Annotated in this window: 23 protein-coding genes and 1 riboswitch; of the genes, 4 read left to right on the forward strand and 19 right to left on the reverse strand. The window is 38.8% G+C overall.

What is annotated here, in order from left to right; genetic code table 11:
• Nucleotides 1-42: 42 nt before the first annotated feature.
• The 5 genes from F606_RS0108370 to F606_RS0108390 all read right to left on the reverse strand — a co-directional run bounded on the left by F606_RS0108370 (nt 43) and on the right by F606_RS0108390 (nt 4,809).
• A complete protein-coding gene (locus F606_RS0108370) occupies nt 43-873 on the reverse strand; it encodes a phosphorylase family protein (RefSeq protein WP_019553434.1) in 831 nt (276 codons plus the stop codon).
• A gap of 2 nt (nt 874-875) precedes the next feature.
• Nucleotides 876-1,901, reverse strand: a complete 1,026-nt coding sequence (gene mqnC, locus F606_RS0108375; RefSeq protein ID WP_019553435.1) for a cyclic dehypoxanthinyl futalosine synthase — start codon at nt 1,899-1,901, stop codon at nt 876-878.
• On the reverse strand, nt 1,898-2,737 hold the full coding sequence (locus tag F606_RS0108380) for a menaquinone biosynthetic enzyme MqnA/MqnD family protein (RefSeq protein WP_019553436.1): 840 nt from the start codon (nt 2,735-2,737) through the stop codon (nt 1,898-1,900). Before F606_RS0108380 ends, mqnC begins: the two co-directional genes overlap by 4 nt.
• 24 nt (nt 2,738-2,761) lie before the next feature.
• Entirely contained in the window at nt 2,762-3,838 is a 1,077-nt protein-coding gene (gene mqnE / locus F606_RS0108385) for an aminofutalosine synthase MqnE (protein WP_019553437.1), read from the reverse strand.
• 86 nt (nt 3,839-3,924) lie between these two features.
• Nucleotides 3,925-4,809, reverse strand: a complete 885-nt coding sequence (locus F606_RS0108390) for a LysR family transcriptional regulator (protein WP_019553438.1) — start codon at nt 4,807-4,809, stop codon at nt 3,925-3,927.
• 111 nt (nt 4,810-4,920) lie between these two features.
• Between F606_RS0108390 and F606_RS0108395 the strand changes: the two genes are divergently transcribed.
• The 3 genes from F606_RS0108395 (at nt 4,921) to F606_RS0108405 (ending at nt 6,709) form a co-directional block, all read left to right on the forward strand.
• The gene (locus F606_RS0108395; protein WP_019553439.1) at nt 4,921-5,901 is read left to right on the forward strand and encodes a YeiH family protein; all 981 of its coding nucleotides are present in this window, start codon (nt 4,921-4,923) and stop codon (nt 5,899-5,901) included.
• 115 nt (nt 5,902-6,016) lie between these two features.
• Nucleotides 6,017-6,358 carry a DUF4870 domain-containing protein gene (locus F606_RS0108400; protein WP_019553440.1) on the forward strand — a complete coding sequence of 114 codons (342 nt, stop codon included), beginning with the start codon at nt 6,017-6,019 and terminating at the stop codon, nt 6,356-6,358.
• Nucleotides 6,359-6,418: 60 nt separating this feature from the next.
• Complete coding sequence (locus F606_RS0108405; RefSeq protein WP_019553441.1) at nt 6,419-6,709, forward strand: hypothetical protein; 291 nt, start codon at nt 6,419-6,421, stop codon at nt 6,707-6,709.
• 67 nt (nt 6,710-6,776) lie between these two features.
• On the opposite strand, the gene F606_RS0108410 is transcribed toward F606_RS0108405, so the two are convergent.
• The 9 genes from F606_RS0108410 to tsaE form a co-directional block, all read right to left on the reverse strand.
• The gene (locus F606_RS0108410; RefSeq protein WP_019553442.1) at nt 6,777-8,498 is read right to left on the reverse strand and encodes a methyl-accepting chemotaxis protein; all 1,722 of its coding nucleotides are present in this window, start codon (nt 8,496-8,498) and stop codon (nt 6,777-6,779) included.
• Between the two features lie 1,341 nt (nt 8,499-9,839).
• Nucleotides 9,840-11,486 carry a chaperonin GroEL gene (groL, locus tag F606_RS0108420; protein WP_019553444.1) on the reverse strand — a complete coding sequence of 549 codons (1,647 nt, stop codon included), beginning with the start codon at nt 11,484-11,486 and terminating at the stop codon, nt 9,840-9,842.
• Nucleotides 11,487-11,539: 53 nt separating this feature from the next.
• On the reverse strand, nt 11,540-11,824 hold the full coding sequence (gene groES / locus F606_RS0108425; RefSeq protein WP_019553445.1) for a co-chaperone GroES: 285 nt from the start codon (nt 11,822-11,824) through the stop codon (nt 11,540-11,542).
• Nucleotides 11,825-12,018: 194 nt separating this feature from the next.
• The gene (locus F606_RS0108430; RefSeq protein ID WP_019553446.1) at nt 12,019-12,603 is read right to left on the reverse strand and encodes an ANTAR domain-containing response regulator; all 585 of its coding nucleotides are present in this window, start codon (nt 12,601-12,603) and stop codon (nt 12,019-12,021) included.
• Between the two features lie 3 nt (nt 12,604-12,606).
• Nucleotides 12,607-14,025, reverse strand: coding sequence for a sensor histidine kinase (locus F606_RS0108435; RefSeq protein WP_019553447.1), 1,419 nt, complete (start codon nt 14,023-14,025; stop codon nt 12,607-12,609).
• Nucleotides 14,026-14,180: 155 nt separating this feature from the next.
• Complete coding sequence (gene tsaD, locus F606_RS0108440) at nt 14,181-15,209, reverse strand: tRNA (adenosine(37)-N6)-threonylcarbamoyltransferase complex transferase subunit TsaD (RefSeq protein ID WP_019553448.1); 1,029 nt, start codon at nt 15,207-15,209, stop codon at nt 14,181-14,183.
• A gap of 46 nt (nt 15,210-15,255) precedes the next feature.
• Nucleotides 15,256-15,711 carry a ribosomal protein S18-alanine N-acetyltransferase gene (gene rimI, locus F606_RS0108445; protein WP_019553449.1) on the reverse strand — a complete coding sequence of 152 codons (456 nt, stop codon included), beginning with the start codon at nt 15,709-15,711 and terminating at the stop codon, nt 15,256-15,258.
• Nucleotides 15,711-16,421: a tRNA (adenosine(37)-N6)-threonylcarbamoyltransferase complex dimerization subunit type 1 TsaB gene (gene tsaB / locus F606_RS0108450; protein ID WP_019553450.1), complete on the reverse strand. Its 711-nt coding sequence runs from the start codon at nt 16,419-16,421 to the stop codon at nt 15,711-15,713. The genes rimI and tsaB overlap by 1 nt, the downstream gene beginning before the upstream one ends.
• A complete protein-coding gene (gene tsaE / locus F606_RS0108455; RefSeq protein ID WP_019553451.1) occupies nt 16,409-16,882 on the reverse strand; it encodes a tRNA (adenosine(37)-N6)-threonylcarbamoyltransferase complex ATPase subunit type 1 TsaE in 474 nt (157 codons plus the stop codon). The genes tsaB and tsaE overlap by 13 nt, the downstream gene beginning before the upstream one ends.
• Nucleotides 16,883-17,242: 360 nt before the next feature.
• On the opposite strand from tsaE, the gene F606_RS0108460 reads away from it, so the two are divergent.
• Complete coding sequence (locus F606_RS0108460) at nt 17,243-17,788, forward strand: NADH peroxidase (RefSeq protein ID WP_019553452.1); 546 nt, start codon at nt 17,243-17,245, stop codon at nt 17,786-17,788.
• A 107-nt stretch (nt 17,789-17,895) separates the two neighbouring features.
• Here the strand turns inward: F606_RS0108460 and F606_RS0108465 are convergent, their stop codons facing one another.
• From F606_RS0108465 to F606_RS0108485, 5 genes are all read right to left on the reverse strand, one after another.
• A complete protein-coding gene (locus F606_RS0108465; RefSeq protein WP_019553453.1) occupies nt 17,896-18,276 on the reverse strand; it encodes a universal stress protein in 381 nt (126 codons plus the stop codon).
• A gap of 116 nt (nt 18,277-18,392) precedes the next feature.
• On the reverse strand, nt 18,393-19,700 hold the full coding sequence (thiC, locus tag F606_RS0108470; protein WP_019553454.1) for a phosphomethylpyrimidine synthase ThiC: 1,308 nt from the start codon (nt 19,698-19,700) through the stop codon (nt 18,393-18,395).
• 68 nt (nt 19,701-19,768) lie between these two features.
• A riboswitch (TPP riboswitch) is annotated at nt 19,769-19,864 on the reverse strand.
• Nucleotides 19,865-19,936: 72 nt separating this feature from the next.
• A complete protein-coding gene (locus F606_RS0108475) occupies nt 19,937-20,521 on the reverse strand; it encodes a GerMN domain-containing protein (RefSeq protein WP_019553455.1) in 585 nt (194 codons plus the stop codon).
• Between the two features lie 15 nt (nt 20,522-20,536).
• Nucleotides 20,537-21,583: an N-acetylmuramoyl-L-alanine amidase family protein gene (locus tag F606_RS0108480; protein ID WP_019553456.1), complete on the reverse strand. Its 1,047-nt coding sequence runs from the start codon at nt 21,581-21,583 to the stop codon at nt 20,537-20,539.
• 69 nt (nt 21,584-21,652) lie between these two features.
• Entirely contained in the window at nt 21,653-21,871 is a 219-nt protein-coding gene (locus F606_RS0108485) for a DUF3006 domain-containing protein (protein WP_019553457.1), read from the reverse strand.

Genomic DNA, 21,871 nt, shown 5'->3' on the forward strand with positions numbered 1-21,871 from the left:
AGAAACGGTTTACAGATAAAATTTGTTCTGTAAACCGTTTCTTTATTTATTATAAACTTCTTTGAGTAACGTTTCTTTTCGCAAATCTTTGCACTCGCATGTATCCCCATCAAATGGTAAATTTCGGATCGTATCGAGGATGATCTTGCTAATCATCGGTGCATCATCATAAAAAATAGCTTCGAGATCATCATGTGACCAAGATTTTACGATACCTTCACCATAATTAACTGTATAATAAAGGCCCGCATAACACGCACCAATCTCACGGGCAAGATATACTTCTGGGCAAATGCTTTGTCCAACAATGTCAGCATGCCCTTTGAGCATGGCAATTTCAGCCGGACTTTCAAAATGGCGACCATCCGTATTCGCATAAATACCTCGTGTAAAAATCCGCCCATCAAAATGCTTACGGGTCTGCTCAATAAGCTCAGCGCGCATTTGTGTACATAAAGCATCACGCATGACCAATAAATAGCGACCTTCAAGCCCCACGTCCTTACGTACGGACATATCAAGATAATCATCAGGAATCATAAAATCACGAATATCCATCAAATGATTAATGGTACCAACACCACCTTCAGCGATAATACGTTTCACGCCGGCTTCACGAAATACCCAAAACACTTGACGAGAAGCATCAGCGCGACCGACACCACTGCGCCAGCCATGCATTTTACAGGTAATAACTTTTTTATCGGCTACTTGAAAAATACGAAATAACGGACTTTCGCCATACGGTGTTTCAAAAACCAGATTATCTTCTATTATTTTCACATCCGCTGCCTTTGCGCCTAACGGAAAATCACTTGATAATGTACCCGAACCGCCAACTACAGCGTATTGGGCTTGAGGAATTGTCTTCATTTTTAAAATCTCCTAATTATATTATATTCTGTATCACGCTGTGCCGCTTCATAACCCGCTGCACGGATCATATTGACCATCTTATCGATCGACATTTGATAGGCCGTGCCAGCCGCACGTACAACATTTTCTTCTAGCATGATACTGCCAAGATCATTGGCACCAAAAGCCAATGTAACCTGTCCAATATTTTGCCCCTGTGTGACCCATGAGCCTTGAATATGAGAAATATTATCCATATAAAGGCGCGTCATTGCCAATGTTTTCAAATAGTCCCAAGACGATGTTTTCTCACCACCAAGCTGCGTATTCCCCGGCTGGAAGGTCCACGTAATAAAAGCACGAAATCCACCTGTTTTTTCTTGCAGCGCCCTCACCTTTTCCATATGTTCAATGCGATCTGCCATGGTTTCTCCCATGCCAATGACCATCGTAGCCGTACTTTCCATACCGATTTGATGCGCACATTCCATAACATGAAGCCAGTCATCTGTCATGATTTTTTTCGGACTAACACGCTGTCGGATTCGGTCAACCAGAATTTCCGCTCCGCCGCCCGGCAAAGAATCAAGGCCGGCTGCCTGAAGTTCCTTCAATGTATCAAGTACGGAACGGCCTGCCTGTTGCGCCATATATAAAACTTCCGTAGCTGTAAAGGAATGTATGCGAATATCAAATTTTTCTTTGATGGTCGAGAGCATATCTACATAATAAGCTAAATCCAGCTCTGGATGCAGACCACCTTGAATCATGACCTGCGTGCCACCGGCATCTATCGTTTCTTGAATTTTATCTAAAATAGTCTGTTTCGATAGAACATAGGCATCTTTATCATCTTGGCGTTTAAAAAATGCACAAAATTTACATTCATTTACACAAATATTACTGTAATTGATATTTCGATCGATGATAAAGGTTACCGTTTTCCCTGGATGTTTTTTCTGTCTTTCTATATCTGCCATTTTCCCCAGCGCCAATAGATCACCATGGCACAAAAGTTCCAGACCTTCTTTTTCTGTCAAACTCATCGATAAACCTCCGCTATTTCAATTTCCGGTACATGATCGATCAAATTCAATTCATGCGCCATCGTGTAAAAAGTCAAAAGAGCTTCTAAATGTTCCTGCCCTAAATCCCATTTGATCACATCGAGATATTCATCCAGCTGCGTAAAGGAAAATGGTTTGCTATCTAGAATCGACTCAATCGCCTGTCTTTTTTTTGCATACCCGTTTTTAAAACCCTGTGTCACTTTTTCATACGTGTACTGCACAAGATCCGGTCTTTTTTCAGCAAATTTTCGATTTACAACCCAAACAGCATATACCATACGAAGCCCTGTTAACTTTTTCCATTGCGCCCCAATATCATAATAATACAAACCTGCCTGTTTATGATATTTCGCATAAAGTGCATCATCACCGATCAAAAGTTTGGCTGTAATATCGCCCGATAGCACAGTATCCATATCAATATTACGGATATAGTAATTGGGTCTGGCGCCATACGCCTTACTGAGCACAATTTTCAAAAGACAATGTGAAGTCGCCGATTTTGCCGTTAAGAGAATTTTATCATTGCTCAATTTTTCAATTGGTTTTTTCGATACTAAAATTATGCTTTGAACATCACCATCAGCTGTAATGCTCACGTCTGGCATAAGCAAAAGTTTTTCATTATTGCGTGCATAAATAATGGACGATACCGGACTTACGTCAAGCCGGTTCTGAACAATATCTTCATTAAGCACAGACGGCACAGCGGATGAAACAGCTAAGCCCTGGTCAAAGCCATCATATTTTAAACTGTATGTCAACGGCAGACAGTTTAAAAAATTAATGTGCCCTAATTTAGGAGTTTCCACAAAAACCCCTCCTTACGTCTATATTTATTTCACGAGATGATAGAAGGTATCTCGTTCTATCGGCACATAGCCTGTTTCTTCAACCATTTTTATAATTTCTAATTTTGTAATTCCTGCTTTTGTTGTAGCCCCGGCAGCATGGATTATTTTTTCTTCTTCCACTGTGCCATCCAGGTCATCAACACCAAAAGCCAGAGCAAGCTGCGCAATTGGCTGAGTCAGCATCATCCAAAAGGCTTTAATATGATCTATGTTATCTAAAATCAAACGTGACAACGCAATCATTTTGAGATCTTCCCATGAAGAAACACGTTTTAAATGAGAAAGCTCTGTATTTGCCGGATGAAAGGGAAACGATACATACGCTTGAAAGCCATTTGTCTCATCTTGTATATCGCGTAATGTAAATAAATGAGAAATTCGCTGTTCTATTGTTTCAATGTGGCCGTACATCATTGTCGCATTCGTTAAAATACCAAGATGATGGGCTGTTTTAATTGTTTCAATCCACTGCGCTGTTGTGGCTTTATTCGGACATATGATTTTACGTACCGCATCATCTAAAATTTCTGCACCACCGCCTGGCAGAGAATCCAGTCCGGCTTCTTTTAATATAATCAGTACTTGTTTTATGGACAAATCTGCAATTTGGGCAAAATGAACAATTTCCACTGGCGTAAAGGCTTTTAAATGAACCTTCGGCAAAACATCTTTCACCGTCTTAACAATATCCACATAATAAGAAAATGGTTCATCTGGATGCAGTGCACTTACCATATGAACTTCCGTGAGTCCAGGTGTTTTTTTTGCTGTTGCAATAAGCATTGTGCGTATTTCTTCTTTTGACAAAATAAACCCCTGCGGATCTCCTGCTTTACAGGAAAATGCACAAAGCGGACAATTTGCTGTACAAATGTTTGTCAAATTGATATGCCGATTCACATTGTAATAAACTTTCTTGCCGGTTTTTCGTTCTTTGGCGACACGCGCCCACTCGGCCAAAGATAATAAATCATTCAAACGATACAATTCCATTGCATCATCAAAGGATAATCGTATGCCCTGAGCCGCTTTTTGCGACGCTGTTAAGTTTGCTTTCATTAAAATAAGTCCACCTCAGTTCTTTCCTCTCGCTATACCGTAAAGTAATAATAATTCGTTATTTTTCACACAAACTCCTGCAATATTTATAGGATACCCTCTATGTTGCGACAAAGTTCAATCGTGGCCTGCAATTCTTTCGATACATATTTATCTTTATGATACACAATATGAAAGTCACGCTTAAACGATAAATCTTCTACAGTAAAACTGCATAGCTCGCCTCTAGCCAATTCATTTTTTACGGCACGCCTTGAAATAACGCTGACGCCAAGACCCGCAATGACTGCTTTTTTTATAGTTTCTGCATTATTGTAAACACCGCTGATTTCAAAATCCACCGCATGCTGCTGCATCAGTTTCGTAAATAAATCACGCGTACCACTGCCATCTTCACGCACAAAAAACTTCATTTTTTTAAGCATCGTCAGGGAAATTTCTTTTTTTTCTAAAAAAGCACTTTGTGGTGATGCGATAAAAATTAATTCATCCGCTAAAAAAGGCTGCGCGATCAAAGATTCAGACTGAATAACACCTTCCACCAGTGCCAAATCCAATTCATCTTGCAACAGCATTTTCTCCAACTCTGCCGTATTATGAATTTCAGAAACAATATCCTGATTGGGATTCATCTCATACATATATTGTATCAAATCAATCAAGACACACTCCCCGATTGTTACACTGGCACCAATTCGCAGATGATATACCTGACCAAATTCACGCATGGCCAATTCCGTCTGTTGATGCAGGCTCATCGTCCGTTGCGCATAACGCAGCAATCGTTGTCCAGCCTCCGTGATGAACAATCTACGCCCCAATCTTTCAAATAGCAGCACCTCATAATGCTCTTCTAATTCTTGAATCGCTTGGCTGACCGAAGGCTGCGTCATATGAAGCTTTGCCGCAGCACGTGTCATATTATTTTCATCACAAACACACAGAAAAATGTTTAAATGCCGTAAAGTCATTCACATTGCTCCTTTTATCTATTTTTACCTATCGTTTTCATAAAATTATACTATTTTACATATCAATATGCAAGTGCTAAGCTTACAACAAGAAAAGGAGTGAATTTTTTAATGAATCAACAACACATCAAAGGTATTTTATTTTGTTTTTTATTTGCAATCCCGGCTTATTTTTTGGGTAATCAATTTCCGATTATTGGCGGTCCTGTATTCGGGATTTTACTCGGCATTGCCGCAGCAACATTTAAACGTCCATCATCTTTTGAAACAGGCATCAAATTCACTGGCAAAAAAATATTACAGTACTCCATTATTCTACTCGGCTTCGAAATGAATTTATTTCATGTCATGGCAGTCGGCTCACAATCACTTTATGTAATGATCTTTACACTAATTACGGCCTTTGGTGTCGCCTATAGCGTTGGCAAACTGCTTAAGCTTGATAAAGATACAACGATTCTTATTGGAGCGGGTACAGCGATTTGTGGTGGTTCTGCCATTGCTGCAGTTGCACCGGTCATCGGTGCCAAAGATCAAGATGTCGCTTTTTCTATCTCCACAATCTTTTTATTCAATGTTATAGCTGTTTTTATTTTCCCGGCTATTGGTCACTTTTTAAATTTAAGCAATACTGGTTTTGGTATGTGGGCCGGTACTGCGATCAATGATACCTCTTCCGTCGTGGCAGCTGGTTACTCTTATAGCACAGCCGCAGGAAATTATGCCACCATCGTAAAATTGACGCGCGCTTTGATGATTGTACCAGTATGCCTGCTGTTTGCTGTTCTTGCAGCACAAAACCAAAAGAAAACCGGTACATTTAACCTTGCAAAAATATTTCCTTGGTTTATCCTCTGGTTTGTTGTTGCTTCCATTATCAATACAAGTGGAATCTTATCAACCGAAATCACATCTGCCTTAGGCAATATGGGCAAATTTTCCATTATTCTAGCAATGAGTGCAATCGGTTTAAATACAAATCTAAAATCATTAATTCAAAACGGTCTCAAACCAATTACTTTAGGGCTGTGCTGTTGGATTGCCGTCGCTGTCGTATCCTTGACCGTCCAGAGGATCATCGGCCTCATCTAAAATAAAAATCTCATAAAAATAGACTAGAGTATCCTTTTTCAACGAGGATACTCTATTTTCTTCTATCAATTTAATGTTATACTATAATGAAAACGGATTTTAAGGAGGTTTTTTTATGATTTCCGGTGAACAAAAATTTTTAGCAGTTCTATCGCATCTGGCTTATCTGCTCGGAATCGGACTGATTATCGTACCATTAATCATTGTACTGCTCAAAAAAAGCGATCCTTTCGTCCATGAACACGCGAAACAAGCCTTGATTGCACAAGCCATGTTTGTTTTATGTTCAACAATCGTTATGTTTTTAGTACATCTGCTCATCGGTATCCTCTTAATCCCTTTTTTATGCATAATCGGCGCGGGATTTTTCATCACTTCGCTGGTTGCTGCCTATAAAGCAATGAAGGGAGACTCTTATGATTACCCACTCATCCAAAGCATCGCACGAAATTTCTAAATATGATAAAATGAATTTTAGTTTAAAATACAATGAATTTATATTGCAGGAGTTGAGCCCATGTTAACATGCCAAAAGTGCGGCAAAGTCATCACGGAAAAAGAAGCCCTTGTGCATAAAGATGAAAAAAATGAACAAGCCATCATCTGCCCCGACTGTTTTAAAGCGGCTACCGGTGTGGACTACAAAACGTTTGCCTTTCGTAAAGAAAGTGCCAAGCAAACATTTTTTGCCGTAATTTTTTGTTTAGCGGCAACGATTTATGCATTTATCGAAAAAGGCCCTATTTATGGTGTTTTCGGTATTGCGGCGACAATCTTAATTTATCTGTTTGCCAGCAAAGTAAAATAACAAAGACCATATGTATCACAAAAAGGGAATGCTGGCTAAAAGCCCATGCATTCCCTTTTTGTTAAAATCAAACTTTAAACTTTTGAATAGCCTCTTGTAATTCTGAGGCCATCGTTGACAAATGTGTACTTGCTGACGCAATTTCTTCCATAGATGCCGATTGTTCTTCCGTTGCCGCAGAAATCGTTTCTGTTTCTTCAGCCGTTTTTTTCGTTTGTGTACTAATTCCACCAGCCGCTGTTACAACATCTTCGGTACCGCTGGTAAGCTGTTCAGTTGCTGCTGATATTTCATTGACTTCATCTGATATTCCTTTAATCATTTCTAAAATTTCATTAAAATTTTGCCCCGCTAAATCAACCAGTTCCGAGCCGATTTTCACTTCACGTTTGCTTTCATTCATAAAAGTAACGGCAGATTGCGTTTTAAACTGAACTTCCGCAATCAAGCTCGTTATATCCTTTGTTGCATGAGCAGACTGTTCTGCCAATTTCCGCACTTCATCGGCAACCACAGCAAAGCCACGCCCAGCCTGCCCGGCCCGGGCTGCTTCAATGGCCGCATTTAATGCCAGCAGGTTTGTTTGTTCGGCAATATTTGAAATCAAAGATACAATCTGTCCGATTTGTTTCGATTTGCCTTCCAGCTCCCCAATGACATCCGCGGTATTATTGGTTTTTTGCTCAATAACCCCCATCTGTCCAACGGTTTTTTGTACAGCTTTCCCGCCAGCCACAGCTGCAACAGAAGTTTTTTCTGTAGATTTAGCCACTTCAATTGTATTTTCAGTCACTTGATGAATTCCTTTTGCCATCTCTTCCACAATACGATTGGTGGTAATGGCAATTTCCAATTGTTTTTCGGCCCCTTTTGCTACTTCTGTGATCGATTCTGCAACCTGAGCCGATGCCTGAGCAGACTGCTCAGCGCTTGCAGTCAATTCTTGTGAGGCCGCCGCCAATTGTTCGGATGTGTTAAGCAGCTGTTTGATTAAGGTTCGAATATTTCGATTCATTAAGTCGACTGCTTTCGACAAGACACCAAATTCACTTTTATCTTGCATATTACTGTCCGCAACATTTTGCGAAAAATCACCTGAGGCAATTCCCCCTAAGAAACTTACCGATTCGCCCAAACGTTTTACAATTTGCTTCACAATCAAAATACCGAGACCGGCTCCAATGATAACAGCAAAAATGGTAATAAGTATAAACATCATACTTGCTTTGGCAAAATTATCTTTTGAGGACTGATTCATCTGGTCGGCATTTTTCTTTGCTGCATCCGTAATCGTCTGCAAGGTCTTGGATGTTATATCAGCCAAAGGCTCTACCGTTGTCTTATATAACGTATAGGCTTCGGTATTTTTATTTTGCAAAGCTAAATCAACAACCATATTATTGCCATCACGATATTTTGCTATATTAGTTTGTAATTCCTTAACATTACTTTTTTGTTCTTGTGATAATGGTAAGGCATCATATTTCACTAAAGTTTCCCCGAGTAATTTTCGCGAATCCGCTATTTGAGCTGATAATTTTTTATTTTCATTTGCATCTGCCGTAATCATAAGATCTAATATATCCGTACGAATTCTTCGTATATAAATCCGACTTTCATAGGATAATTGCATTTCTGTTAAGTTGTTTTCGTACATCTTATCCGTGTATTCACTGCTTTGCTTCAAATTGATATAGCCAATAGCCCCCACTAAAACAACAGCACAACTAAAAACAATGATTAACACACTAAGTTTCTGTTTAACCTTTAAATTATTAAACCAGTCCATTTTACATCTCTCCTTCTATAATCTTTATAAAGCCATGCCTTATAAGTAAAACACAAAATGAGTTTCTAGAATTTTAGAAAGATCCGAATATATAGTATTATGTAAAATAAAGTATGTTCTTTTTTAGTTATTTCATAAATTCACATCTCCCTTTAATATTCTATATATTCAAAAAAATTCCTGCTGCAGTAAGCCTAGTAATCAAAGTTATTCATATCCGTTTTTATGTCCCTTTTTTACTTTGCCTACTTCACAAAACAGAAAATTCAGAATATAATAGAGATATAAAAGGAGATGATATCATGCTAAAAAATTACCCCGCTGCTTATTTATTTCTAATATCGCTTGGTGCTTTACTGGTTTTTCTTTTAATTTCACCAATCATAGGAGTGTGGAGTATTTACTTTGAAACAGCATTGCATATTCTCACTTTTACAACAAAAGTTATGTGTCTATTCTTTTTATTCATTACAGTTGTCGATCTATTAAATTCAATTCATTTCAGAAAACACATTCACTAGCTATGATACTCCCACACAAAATCCGCTGCCAAAATTGCAAATCAGCAGCGGATTTTTTTTATATAAAACAAAGACTCCAAAAATGATTATATCATCTTTGAAGTCTTTGTTTCAGTTCGGGTAGGATGCCCCCCTGGTTTTGGCAAATATATAATTTGCCATAAATATAATACCTAAAAAATCTGACTGCTAATCAAGTCGTGGCACCTGATTAAATATAAATTTTAAAGGTAATCTTATACAATTAAAGTGTGCAGCAATAATTGTATAAAAAATTTTCAACAATCGATACATAAATATATACCGATTGTGTTTTGCCTCTTAAAATTCTGGTGCTGCTATGACTTCAAACGCAAGAGATAACAACCGTAGGCCATAACTCTCATTTGGGTAAGAGTTTATAAACTTTTTACAGCTGCCGAAAAATCAAAAAAATATTATGTGTGCAGAGTCCGTTCCGTACAAAATTTCATTCCATATAATTTACATAATAATCCAATATAGCAGGACTTGTCAACTACTCTAGCAAAAAAACGATCGATAATTTATAAAAAATCAACCAAGATCTTAATAAATGATCGTGACATCATCAAAGATCTTGGTTGATTTTATTTTTGTGTTTAGCGATTTCAGTATGATCTTATTTCAGATAGAAACCGTGTGCAGCAGTACCTAACTAAAACATAAATCATTATAAAAACCAGTAAATACTTTTCATTTTATGAAATCAATCTGTGCAGTATTGATTTCATAAAATTATAGTTTCTGTACATCATCTGCACAGATTTCATATATTACGTAACAGGGAATTCGGCTTAAATTACATCATGCCTGGCATTCCCATGCCACCGCCCATACCGCCCATGCCAGCGGCAGCAGAAGCTGCTGAATCACCTTTTTCAGGTTTATCAGCAATAAGAGTTTCTGTTGTAAGAACCATTGCTGCGATACTTGCAGCATTTTGAAGTGCTGAACGAGTTACTTTTGCCGGATCAACGATACCAGCCGCAACCATATCAATATATTCACCAGTCAAAGCATTAAAGCCTTGACCTTTACCAGCACGTTTTACGTTTTCAACAACAACAGAACCTTCAAGACCTGCATTGTTTGCGATTTGACGAACTGGTTCTTCAATCGCGCGTTTTACAAGATTGATACCCGTTTTAACATCACCATCTGCTTCAAGTGTATCAAGTATAGGCAGAATATCGATAAATGTCGTACCACCACCAGCAACAATGCCTTCTTCAACAGCAGCACGAGTTGCATTCAATGCATCTTCGATACGAAGTTTTTTATCTTTCAATTCAACTTCCGTTGCTGCGCCGATTTCAATGACAGCTACACCGCCAGCAAGTTTTGCCAAACGTTCTTGCAATTTTTCTTTATCAAAATCAGAAGTTGTTTCTTTAATGTGGTTTTTAATCTGTTCAACACGACCGTGAATCGCAGCTTTTTCACCCAAACCATCTACAATTGTAGTTTCTTCTTTTGAAGAACGAACCTGACGAGCACGGCCAAGATCTTCAATTTCAACACTTTCAAGCTTACGACCGAGTTCTTCTGTGATTACGTTACCACCAGTTAAGATAGCAATATCTTCGAGCATCGCTTTGCGACGATCACCAAAGCCAGGAGCCTTGATTGCAACAGCTTTAAATGTGCCGCGAAGTTTATTTACAACAAGAGTTGCCAAAGCTTCACCATCAAGATCTTCAGCGATAATAACAAGTTCTTTACCCTGTTTAACCACTTTTTCAAGAATAGGTAAAATATCTGATATAGCGGATATTTTACGATCGGTAATCAAGATATAAGGATCATCAAGAACCGCTTCCATTTTATCCGTATCTGTAACCATGTATGGAGAAATATAGCCACGATCAAACTGCATACCTTCTACAACAGAAAGGTTGGTGTCCATCGTCTTGGATTCTTCAACCGTGATAACACCGTCTTTGCCAACTTTTTCCATAGCTTCAGCAATCAAATCACCAATTTCTTCATCGCTGGAGGAAATTGCTGCAACTTGTGCAATTGCGGCTTTGCCTTCAACTTTAATGGAATTGTTTTTAATTTCGCTAACAAGTGCTTTTACCGCTTTTTCAATGCCTTTTTTAATGATCATTGGGTTTGCACCAGCTGCTACATTGCGCATGCCTTCATGAATCATAGCCTGTGCAAGCAGGGTTGCCGTAGTAGTACCATCACCAGCAATATCATTTGTTTTGGTCGCAACTTCTTTAACGAGCTGTGCGCCCATATTTTCAAACGGGTCTTCCAATTCAATATCACGAGCGATTGTAACACCATCATTCGTAATTACAGGTGCCCCGAATTTTTTATCTAGAACAACATTTCTGCCTTTTGGTCCTAATGTTACTTTTACAGCGTTTGCTAATGCATCAACGCCTCTTCCTAAAGCACGACGTGCTTCTTCGTCAAACAAAATTTGTTTAGCCATTGTTATAAGAACCCTCCTAATTTTTAATATGTTAAAGATAGACTATTTAGCAATTATTCAACAACTGCTAAAATATCTCTTTCACTGACAATCAGATAATCTTTACCGTCTTCTTTAATTTCAGTTCCGGCATATTTGGAGAAAATGATGCTGTCGCCTGCTTTTACATCAATAGCTGCTCTCTGACCATTTTCGAGAATTTTACCTGTGCCAACTGCTACAACTTTACCTTTTTGAGGTTTTTCTTTAGCTGTATCTGGTAATACGATACCACTTGCAGTTTTTACATCGCCTTCTGAAACTTCAATGACAACTCTGTCGCCTAATGGCTTAATCATTTTTATTTTCCTCCTTTATTTATGTAAATAATTTTTATTTTGTTAGCACTCGTTCGAAGCGAGTGCTAATTACAATTCTTATGATATATAATTTTGACCAAAAAATCAAGGGCTTTTTTAAAAAATGATGCAAATATTCGCAAAAAGCCCCTATAAAATGTAAAACAATAACATTTTATAGGGGCTTTTTTACTTTATGATTTTTTTTTCAAAGCAGACCGAATAATTGATTCAGCAACTTCTTTAATTGTCTTGCGTTTTGCCATACTATATTGTTGTATTCTGCGGTATGCTTCAGCCTCACTCAAGCCGTAGGCATTCATTAAAATCCCTTTCGCTCGATCGAGAATTTTACGCATTTCCAATGAATTTTTTACATCGTCCAACTCTTGCTCAAGCTGTTTGATTTCTCTAAATCTGGATAAAGCAATTTCCATAGCCGGAAAAAGATTGCTTTCTTTGACTGGTTTCACAAGGTAGGCTAACACACCGGAATCTTTGGCTCGATCGACAATTTCTTTTTGACTAAATGCCGTAAGTAAAAGAACCGGCGCTAATTTCTGATCAGCAATAACTTTTGCAGCGGCAATCCCATCCAATTCCGGCATCTTGATGTCCATAATAACAAGGTCAGGACGGTATTTTTTCGTCAATTCAATCGCTTTATAACCATCAACCGCCTCACCAACAACTTCATGTCCGGCTTCTTCCAAAATTTCTTTTAAGTCCATACGAATAATCGATTCATTATCGGCAATTACAAGTTTTAAAGATTCCATCAGTTATTTACCTCCTCCAAGACTACTAGGGACTGTGATTTTTGCATGTGTTCCATGATCATTATATAATTCGAATGTGCCAGACATATCGTCTTCAATCAAGGTACGCACAATTTGCAGCCCTAGAGATTTTGAATTGCGTGGTTCAAAATCATCCGGCAAACCGGCACCATTATCATAAAGATCAATCACATATTCCATTTTGCTTTTTGTAATATCCAGCCCAATAATACCGGTTGTTTGATTTTCAAAAGCATGTTCAATCGAGTTTAAAACCAATTCATTTATAATCAGCGCTAAGTTACTGGCCTGTTCGGATGGCAAAATAATTGTACCACCCGAAAATCTTGTTTCCAATTCAAAGTCAGGGTCTAACATATTTTGTGCCACTAGACTTAAAATGTTTTTTGTTACTTCAACCACATCGATAATTTCTGCATCTTGCTGCGACAAAAACTCATGCACGACCGAGATGCTTAAAATACGATTTACGCTTTCCCGAAGAGCTGCTTTTACCTCTTCTGATTTGCTGCGACGTGACTGCAGCCTAAGCAAACTCGCAATCGTCTGCAGATTATTTTTCACACGATGGTGTATCTCCTGTATGACTGCTGATTTTATAAGAATTTCTTTGTCTTTCATCCTAAGTTCGGTGATATCAGAAATGATCACCACACGCCGTAATAATTTTCCCGCTTCCATAATGGGGATATTCCGCTGGACTAAGACTAAGTCTCCAGCTTCTAATTCTTTTTCATAAGGTCGCTGGCTCACAATCGTCTCTTTGGTAATATGCATCGTCAACTGACGGTCAAACATATGATACCCAATCAGATTTCCTACACCTAATACTTTATAAATGCGAACTACAGCTGTATTAACAAAAATGATTCGATTGTTTTGATCCGTAATGATGATACCATCACTCGCGGAAAGAGGTCTATACAAATCCGCATCAATCGGCTTGCGGGCATTGACCAAAATAACACAAGCTGTTTCTAAAAGCTGTGCATAAGCATCTATTTTTAGTTCTTCCGAATTGGTCTCAAAACTCATGACAGCAATGACTTTTGCACCGTCATGAATCGCAAAGGTATACATATCAATCATCAAACCCAAAACCCATTCCCGTTTACCCTGAATTGGTTTTCCTGTCGTCATTGTCCGCCAGATGATTGGTTCTTCCTGAACACGGATACTTTCACCAGCTTGTCCGATATCAATTGGACTAAACGTAGTATGTGGTTTGACCTGAGCGGCTATGATCAGCCGATCAGCCTCTTTCGATTGCACATAAACCGTTAAATGTGCATGAGCCAAATCGGCAATCAGTGGAAAACTCATACTGATTCGTTTTAAAATTTCTATTTGCATCGCCGATAATTTCGTAAACTTTCGACAAGTGTCTGCTAATGAGCTCATGCTTAAGCAGCCTCCATTTCCTTCTAACATATTTGATTTCCCTTGAAATGTCCATAATTCCTTTAAATACAGCTCCTGGATCATGAATAATATTGTATACAAAAAAAGAATGCACTTTTTCTTTAGAAAGTGCATTCTCCATTGAATGTTTTTTCTTATTCTTTATCTGTTAATTTCAAATTTGGAATTGCATTTAAATACAAATTAGCAAAATCTCCCATCAGGCTTTGATAATAAGCCCGACAGCCAATCATGGCCGCGTTATCTGTACATAATATCATATTTGGATAGTAAAATTCAACCCCAGCAGCCTCCGTTGAAGCTTTTAACTGTTTTTCCAGTGCACTATTTGCGGCAACACCACCCGCTAACACCAACTTTGTAAGTCCTGCATTTTCGACAGCCTGCAATGCTTTATCGATTAAAACAGCAATAACGGCTTTCTGAAAAGACGCCGCAACATCTGCTTTATTAACAATTTCACCTTTTTGCTCAGCATTATGTAAATAATTGAGCACAGCCGATTTAAGTCCACTGAAACTAAATTCAAAATTGCCTTTTCCACTGAGTGCCTGAGGAAATGCAATCGCATCCGCGTTGCCTAGTTTGGCTAATTTATCGATTTGCGGACCACCTGGATAGGGCAGCCCCATAACACGAGCAACTTTATCAAAAGCTTCCCCGGCAGCATCATCGCGTGTTTGCCCTATTAAATAAAACGTATTGTAGTCTTTAACATGCACCAGTGATGTATGCCCGCCAGAAACAACTAAAGCCACAAAAGGCGGTTTTAGTTCAGGATGAGCTAAAAAATTGGCAAAAATATGACCTTCCAAATGATTGACCCCAATAAGTGGGATATCCAGTGAAAAGGCTAATGCCTTAGCCGCTGACACGCCGACTAGCAGCGCTCCTACCAAACCTGGTCCGTATGTTACACCAATTTGATTTATATCGGTTAAGCTGACCTGTGCCTGTCTAAGTGCTTCATCAATCACAGGCATAATATTAGCAATATGTTTACGCGATGCAATTTCCGGGACAACACCACCAAATTTTTGGTGCACCGGAATTTGTGTTGAAATGACATTGGATAAAATAATTCGTCCACCCGAGAGCACAGCTGCTGACGTTTCATCACAACTCGATTCGATGGCCAGCGTCAAACAAGCTTTATCTTCCATCAAAAAAAAAACCTCCACTCCATCTATATGTAAATTAAATCGTACCTTAAGCAAATGTGTCAATATTTCTAAGCCACATAATAATTGCATCTTCACCATTATCTTCATAATACTGTTTACGGATGCCTTCACTGACAAAACCAAGTTTATTATAAAGCGCCAATGCAGAAACATTCGATGGCCTAACCTCCAGAGTCATCGCCACAGCACCATTATTTTTAGCAATACGAAGTATTTCACGCATCATTTTTTCACCGATTCCTTGTTTGCGATACTCCGGCAAAACTGCCACATTCGTAATATGGGCTTCATCTAGAATAAACCACACACCAACATAACCGATAATTTCTCCCGCCATCAGCGGCAATAAATAATATGCAACCGGATTAGCGGCTTCCTCGCAAAAAGACTGCTTTGACCAAGGATTGTTGAATGAATTTTCTTCAACTTGCACAACTTGATCAATATCATCCTGTGTCATTTGTTTAAATGTAAGATTCATTACTCTTCACTTTTCCCATTTCGGCGTTCCCAAAGCACCTCTGCTTCAGAGCGTCTAATATAAACAGGTTCTAGCTGCATCACATGATCCGTTTTGCCTTTGGCAAACTCGGACAGTCCCAGCATGGCTACATTCGCGGCACGCGGCATAACCAATTGCGGCATAGCTGGCACAACATTCCCACCTGCTTCGGCAATAGCCAGTGCTTGTTTTTGCGCCGTATCACCCACGAAAACAACTGGTAAATCAAGTGCCTGCCCGTCTTGTAAAACCATATCAAACGATTTGACTGCCGGTGCCTGCACTTCTTGTAATATTCCATTTTCCCAACGGTATAGTGCCGTATATACATTTCCTTTTTGTGCATCTAATAGTGGTGCTATATATATATTCGGCATCGGATAATGGTAAGCCAATGCCGCCAAAGTCGAAACACCGACTATAGGAAGCTTAAGTGCATAGGCCATACCTTTTGCCGCAGCTAAACCAATCCGCAGCCCAGTAAACGAACCCGGTCCAATGCTGACAGCAATTCCCGTCAGATCTGTTTTTTTTATTTTTGTCATTGCTAAAATTTGTTCAATATGAGGCATCAAGACTTCAGAATGGGTTAATTTCGTCTGTAGTATCAGCTCCGCAATTAATTTTTCTGGTGAAGCAATCGCCACACTTGATACCAATGTCGATGTATCTAACGCTAAAATCGGCAAAGCTCTTTCAACTCCTCATAAAACTTTTGATTCTTTTTACCTTGCTGTGAAATCGTAATTATTCTCTCATTTTCAAGCCTGCCACGATCTATTTTCAAGCCAATATAATCATTTGGCAAATCATCAGGAAAACGATCCGGCCACTCAATAATAATAACAGCATCTTCGGTTTCGCTGTACTCATAAAATCCAATGTCTTCCAGCTCGTGTTCGAAGTCCAAACGATACAAATCAAAATGATATATCGTATAATCACCATCATATACATTCATAATGGCAAACGTTGGGCTCGTGACCTCATCGGTAACATGCAAAGCATTGGCCAGACCCTGTACCAGTAAAGTCTTGCCTGCACCTAAATCACCTTCTAAGCAAAAGGCCATCCCCTGTCTGATTTTGTCAGCTAGTTTTTGCCCAAATGCATACGTTTCCTCTGGTGATGACGTTTTTAATTGAAACATTCTGCATACACTCCTACTCTATCATCTGTTATAATTATACCCGCTAACCTTTACTTTCACAATGCATACCAGTACTAAGCATCCGCAGCAATATGGATGAATAAATAAAATAGCACAATTTAATCAATAACAATTATTTATTAATAATAAAAATTGAAAAGTTATGTTAAATAATGGATTACGGCGAAAAGTGTAGAAAAACTTATAAAAATAAACAAATTTGCTTATTTATGGGCATTTCAAAATAAAGTAACATCCGCTATACTTAAAACATAATCAATACCGAACAGAAAATACATTGAGCAGCTCGGTACTGAAAATACAATAAAAATTATACATATATATTTGGAGGAATTTTAAATGAAAAAATTTGTTTGCACAGTTTGTGGTTATGTACATGAAGGAGACCAAGCTCCAGCTGAATGTCCTATTTGTAAAGCACCTGCTTCAAAATTCGTTGAACAAAGCGGTGATCTTTCGTTTGCCGATGAACATCATGTAGGAATTATTGAAGGCGTTGATGCTCGCATCGTTGAAGGCCTTCGTCAAAACTTCACTGGAGAATGTAGTGAAGTTGGTATGTACCTCGCTATGAGCCGCGTTGCGGATCGCGAAGGCTATCCTGAAATTGCCGAAGCTTTCAAACGTTATGCATTCGAAGAAGCTGAACATGCTTCAAAATTCGCTGAAATTCTCGGTGAAGTCCTTACCTCAAGCACGCAGAAAAATCTTGAAATGCGCGTAGCTGCTGAACAAGGTGCCTGTGCTGGTAAAAAAGAATTGGCAACACTTGCCAAACAACTTAATTTGGATGCAATCCATGATACCGTGCATGAAATGGCAAAAGATGAAGCACGCCATGGTTCTGGATTCAATGGTTTATTGAAACGTTATTTCACAAAGTAATTTGATTGACAAAGAGGCCTTCGGGCCTCTTTTATTTTTTATAATAAAAAAGACTGTTTTCCTTTTGCTCTGCAGCATGTTGGGAAACAGTCTTTTCGTCATTTTTTCTATTTGATAACCATAACTGGAATTGTAGAATCTTCCACCACTTTTTGACTTACACTGCCAATCAAAGCCCCTCGGAAAAGACCCAGTCCACGACTTCCCATAATAATCATATCACTATTACAGTCTGCTGCTTTTTTCAAAATTGCCTTTGGTATGTTCCCTGATTCTACATGACGTTCTGCTTTTAAATCCTGCGGTATTTTTTCCCAGATGCGATCAAAAACAAGATCACTGGGAATATCCTTATTAATACTGCTAGCTACATAAACGAAATCTAAATCAGCCTTGCATTTATCCGCAAAAAAGATTGCCTGATCTACTGCTTTACAACCATTTACCGAACCATCGACCGGAACTAAGATTTTATTTATCTTCCCCATAATAAACCCTCCTAGCGAGTTTTTATTTTTTGAAGTTTTACTATGATACTGATTTCGCGATTTATTCCTAAAACCCTTTTTTTAACACCTAAAATCAAAAAAAAGATTCTATATATTTACTCATTGCAATACGTAACGGGTTTATTTAGATATTCACCTACAATTTTTACCGAACAATACTCTCCACACATGGAACAGCCTTCTGTACCTTCTTCATTTCTGGCGCCACGTTTAGCTTTCGCTTTTTCAGGATCGATAGCAAGATTCATCTGAGCATCCCAGTCCAGCACCTTGCGTGCTTTGGCCATTTTCAAATCCCATTCTTTGGCACCTGGAATACCCTTTACAATATCGGCCGCATGCGCTGCAATCCGCGAAGTAATAACACCTTCGTGAACATCTTCTATCGTTGGCAAAGCCAAATGTTCAGCAGAAGTTACATAGCACAGGAAATCGGCTCCGCTCGCTGCCGCCAAGGTGCCGCCAATTGCTGCTGTAATATGATCATAACCCGGTGCAATATCTGTAACCAAAGGTCCCAGCACATAAAATGGTGCATTTTTGCAAAGTTGTTTTTGCAATTTCATATTCGCTTCAATTTGATCATAAGGTACATGTCCCGGTCCTTCTACAATAACTTGAACACCTCGTTTCCAAGCACGATCAACCAATTCACCTAAAATAATGAGTTCTTGTATTTGAGCACGATCCGTTGCATCCGCCAAGCAGCCTGGTCTAAGGCCATCTCCTAAACTAATCGTAGAATCATATTTTTCACAAATATCTAAAATATCATCATAATGTTCATATAGTGGGTTTTCTTTTTCATTATGCAGCATCCAGCCTGTAATAAAAGATCCACCGCGACTCACCACGTCCATCACACGGGTTTGACGACGCATTCGCATAATCGTTTCTCTTGTCACGCCGCAATGCAATGTCATGAAATCAGCTCCGTCTTTCGCCTGTTGTTCTATTGCATGCAGCAAATCATCTGAAGTCATATCTACAACCGCTCCATGAGTTTTTATGGCATTGACAGTAGCTTGATAAATTGGCACAGTCCCCACCATAATGCTAGATTGTTCTATTATTTTCTGGCGTGAGATGTCAATATGATCGCCCGTACTTAAATCCATCACAGCATCTGCACCAGCATTGATGGCAGCTACAAGTTTTAAAAGCTCTGGCTCCAAATCAGGATAAGCGCTCGAAGTACCAATATTTGCATTTACTTTTGTGGAAAGACCTTGTCCAACGCCCCGTGGGACCAAGGCTGAATGATTTATATTTGCACAGATTGCAATCGTTCCCGCGGCGACACGATCACGAATCAGATCAGCCTCCACCTGTTCTTGTTTGGCCACCAGTTTCATAAAATCAGTAATTTTTCCTTGACGAGCCATTTGCATTTGTGTTGCCATGATTCATAAACCTCCTATAAATTAAAATAAAGCCATCCAGCATAAAACGGCTGAATGGCTTTTCTCTCGAAAACCAGTAGCCACTTCCCTACGCAGGTATTACCCCAACAGGTTCCAAGGGTCGACCTTGCGGTCTCTCAGCTTTCGCTCCCCTAGTGGAATGATTTATAAAATTTTTATTTATTTAATAAACAGATTCATTGTAACAAAAAGAATAAATATTTACAACTAAATTTTTAATTTTTCAAAAGATCTTTCATTCGTTTAATGGGCTCACTTGTATCCATGTGTCCAGCAATTGTCTCAACTTTTTTGCCTTCAACTAAGATCTGCACGGACTTAATTTCCGGATACTCCGTCAAGGTATCTACAATAGAGCCAACGAGCATCAATTCCCCCGTAGAACCGCCATTGAACTTTTTGATAAACTCCTGACTGAAGTCCACATAGGCAATCCCCTTATCTACTTTCACGGAGCGTAATTTCGTTCCAACTGGAATAATCGATACAACTTTTTTGTCTTTACTGCCTTCAAGCAGGGCGTTCATTGTTTCGGTATACTGATCAGCACCGCTGTTTTTTATTTTTTTGGATTCAGCAATCAATTTTGTTCCTTCATCATTCGGAAAATACACTTTAATTGTTTCTGTCACTTTCGTTTGATCTGACTTCGTTTCAGATTTTTTTTGCTGTTCTGTCGACGACTGCGTATCCGATGACGATTTTTTATCAACTGTTGTCCCTGTTGAATCGCATCCTGCCATACTAAGCAATAAAATGAACATCATGGTTACAATCCCATACTTTGAATTTTTCAACATCGACGTTCCACCTCTCTAATTTCTCATTTGTCCAAAAAAAGCACTTAGACCTTTACAAATTCCTTTCGCCATTTTATCTTGAAATGAATCTGAATTCAATAAGTCTTGCTCCGTTGGATTTGAAACAAATGCCATTTCTACCAAAGCGGCTGGCATAACTGAATATTTGATTACATAGAAATTTGCTTCAGATACACCACGATCATACAGCCCTCCTGACTCTACCATTCCATCTTGCAACGCTTGCGCCAAGAGTCCATCACTTGATGATTTTGCATAATAATAGGTCGCTGTCCCATGGGCCTGAGGACTCGTAAAGGAATTGGCATGGATACTCAAAAACACATCCGCGGTCGGATTTCTTCGCCCCACATCGACGCGAGCTTGAAGTTCTTGATGGTCTGAAGCATTTACACCATATACATCAACATCATCCGTATGTGTCATAATAACTTTTGCCCCAGATGATTCCAACATTGACTGTACTTTTTTGGCTACGGCAAACGTCACATCTTTTTCCATAATTCCATCTGGTCCAATCGCCCCAGAATCACTACCGCCATGTCCCGGATCGAGAATAATCGTTTTCCCTTGTACACCATCTACGTTAAAACCCAAACCTTTATTCATTATTTCAATCACAATTCGAAAAGGTTTGTTTGTTTTTTTATCTGCTGCCATTGTATAGACTTTATATTGCATCATTGCCACAGCTTGCGGTAAAAGAATCACCGCCTTACTGTTATTATCAACCTGCGAAAAATCAATGCGTTTAGCAAACGTTCCGTCTAAAGAAATATTGTGTTTTATTTTCCCGATCCCGACTTGGTTGAGATCAATTACCAATTGTTGTGGTGTTGCCTTATCAATATGAACTTTAAAATCATTACTCGCTTTATTTAAGCCAATTTCAATCCGCAAGGCGGTATTTTGCTTATTGGTTTGAAGTATCGAATAACTAAATTGATTGATTTTATATGCTGCCCGATTATTTGCCGCATAGGTAGTTGGAACCAATAGGATACATAAAATACAGAATACAAAAAGTATTTTTTTACTCAATAAAGCACAACTCCTATCAATAAAATTATCGCTAATTTTATTGCTTATTTCAAGTTATTTTTCCCGGTATTATTTATTATTCATTTGTTGTACGTCACGCAATAAACGTTCGGATTCACTTTTTGCCACTGCGGTTGCAGCCTCATCGTACGCAATATCTATCTGTAAATAATCCCCTTCCTTTACACCATCCGGCAAATATTGCTTAGGAAATATTACTTTTATTTCTTCGTCACCTAACAGAAGCACCGCTTTATTTTCTTCAAAACGATCAATTACTGCTTGCAT

It is taken from the genome of Propionispira raffinosivorans DSM 20765 (assembly GCF_000381065.1).
Lineage (GTDB): Bacteria > Bacillota > Negativicutes > Selenomonadales > Selenomonadaceae > Propionispira > Propionispira raffinosivorans.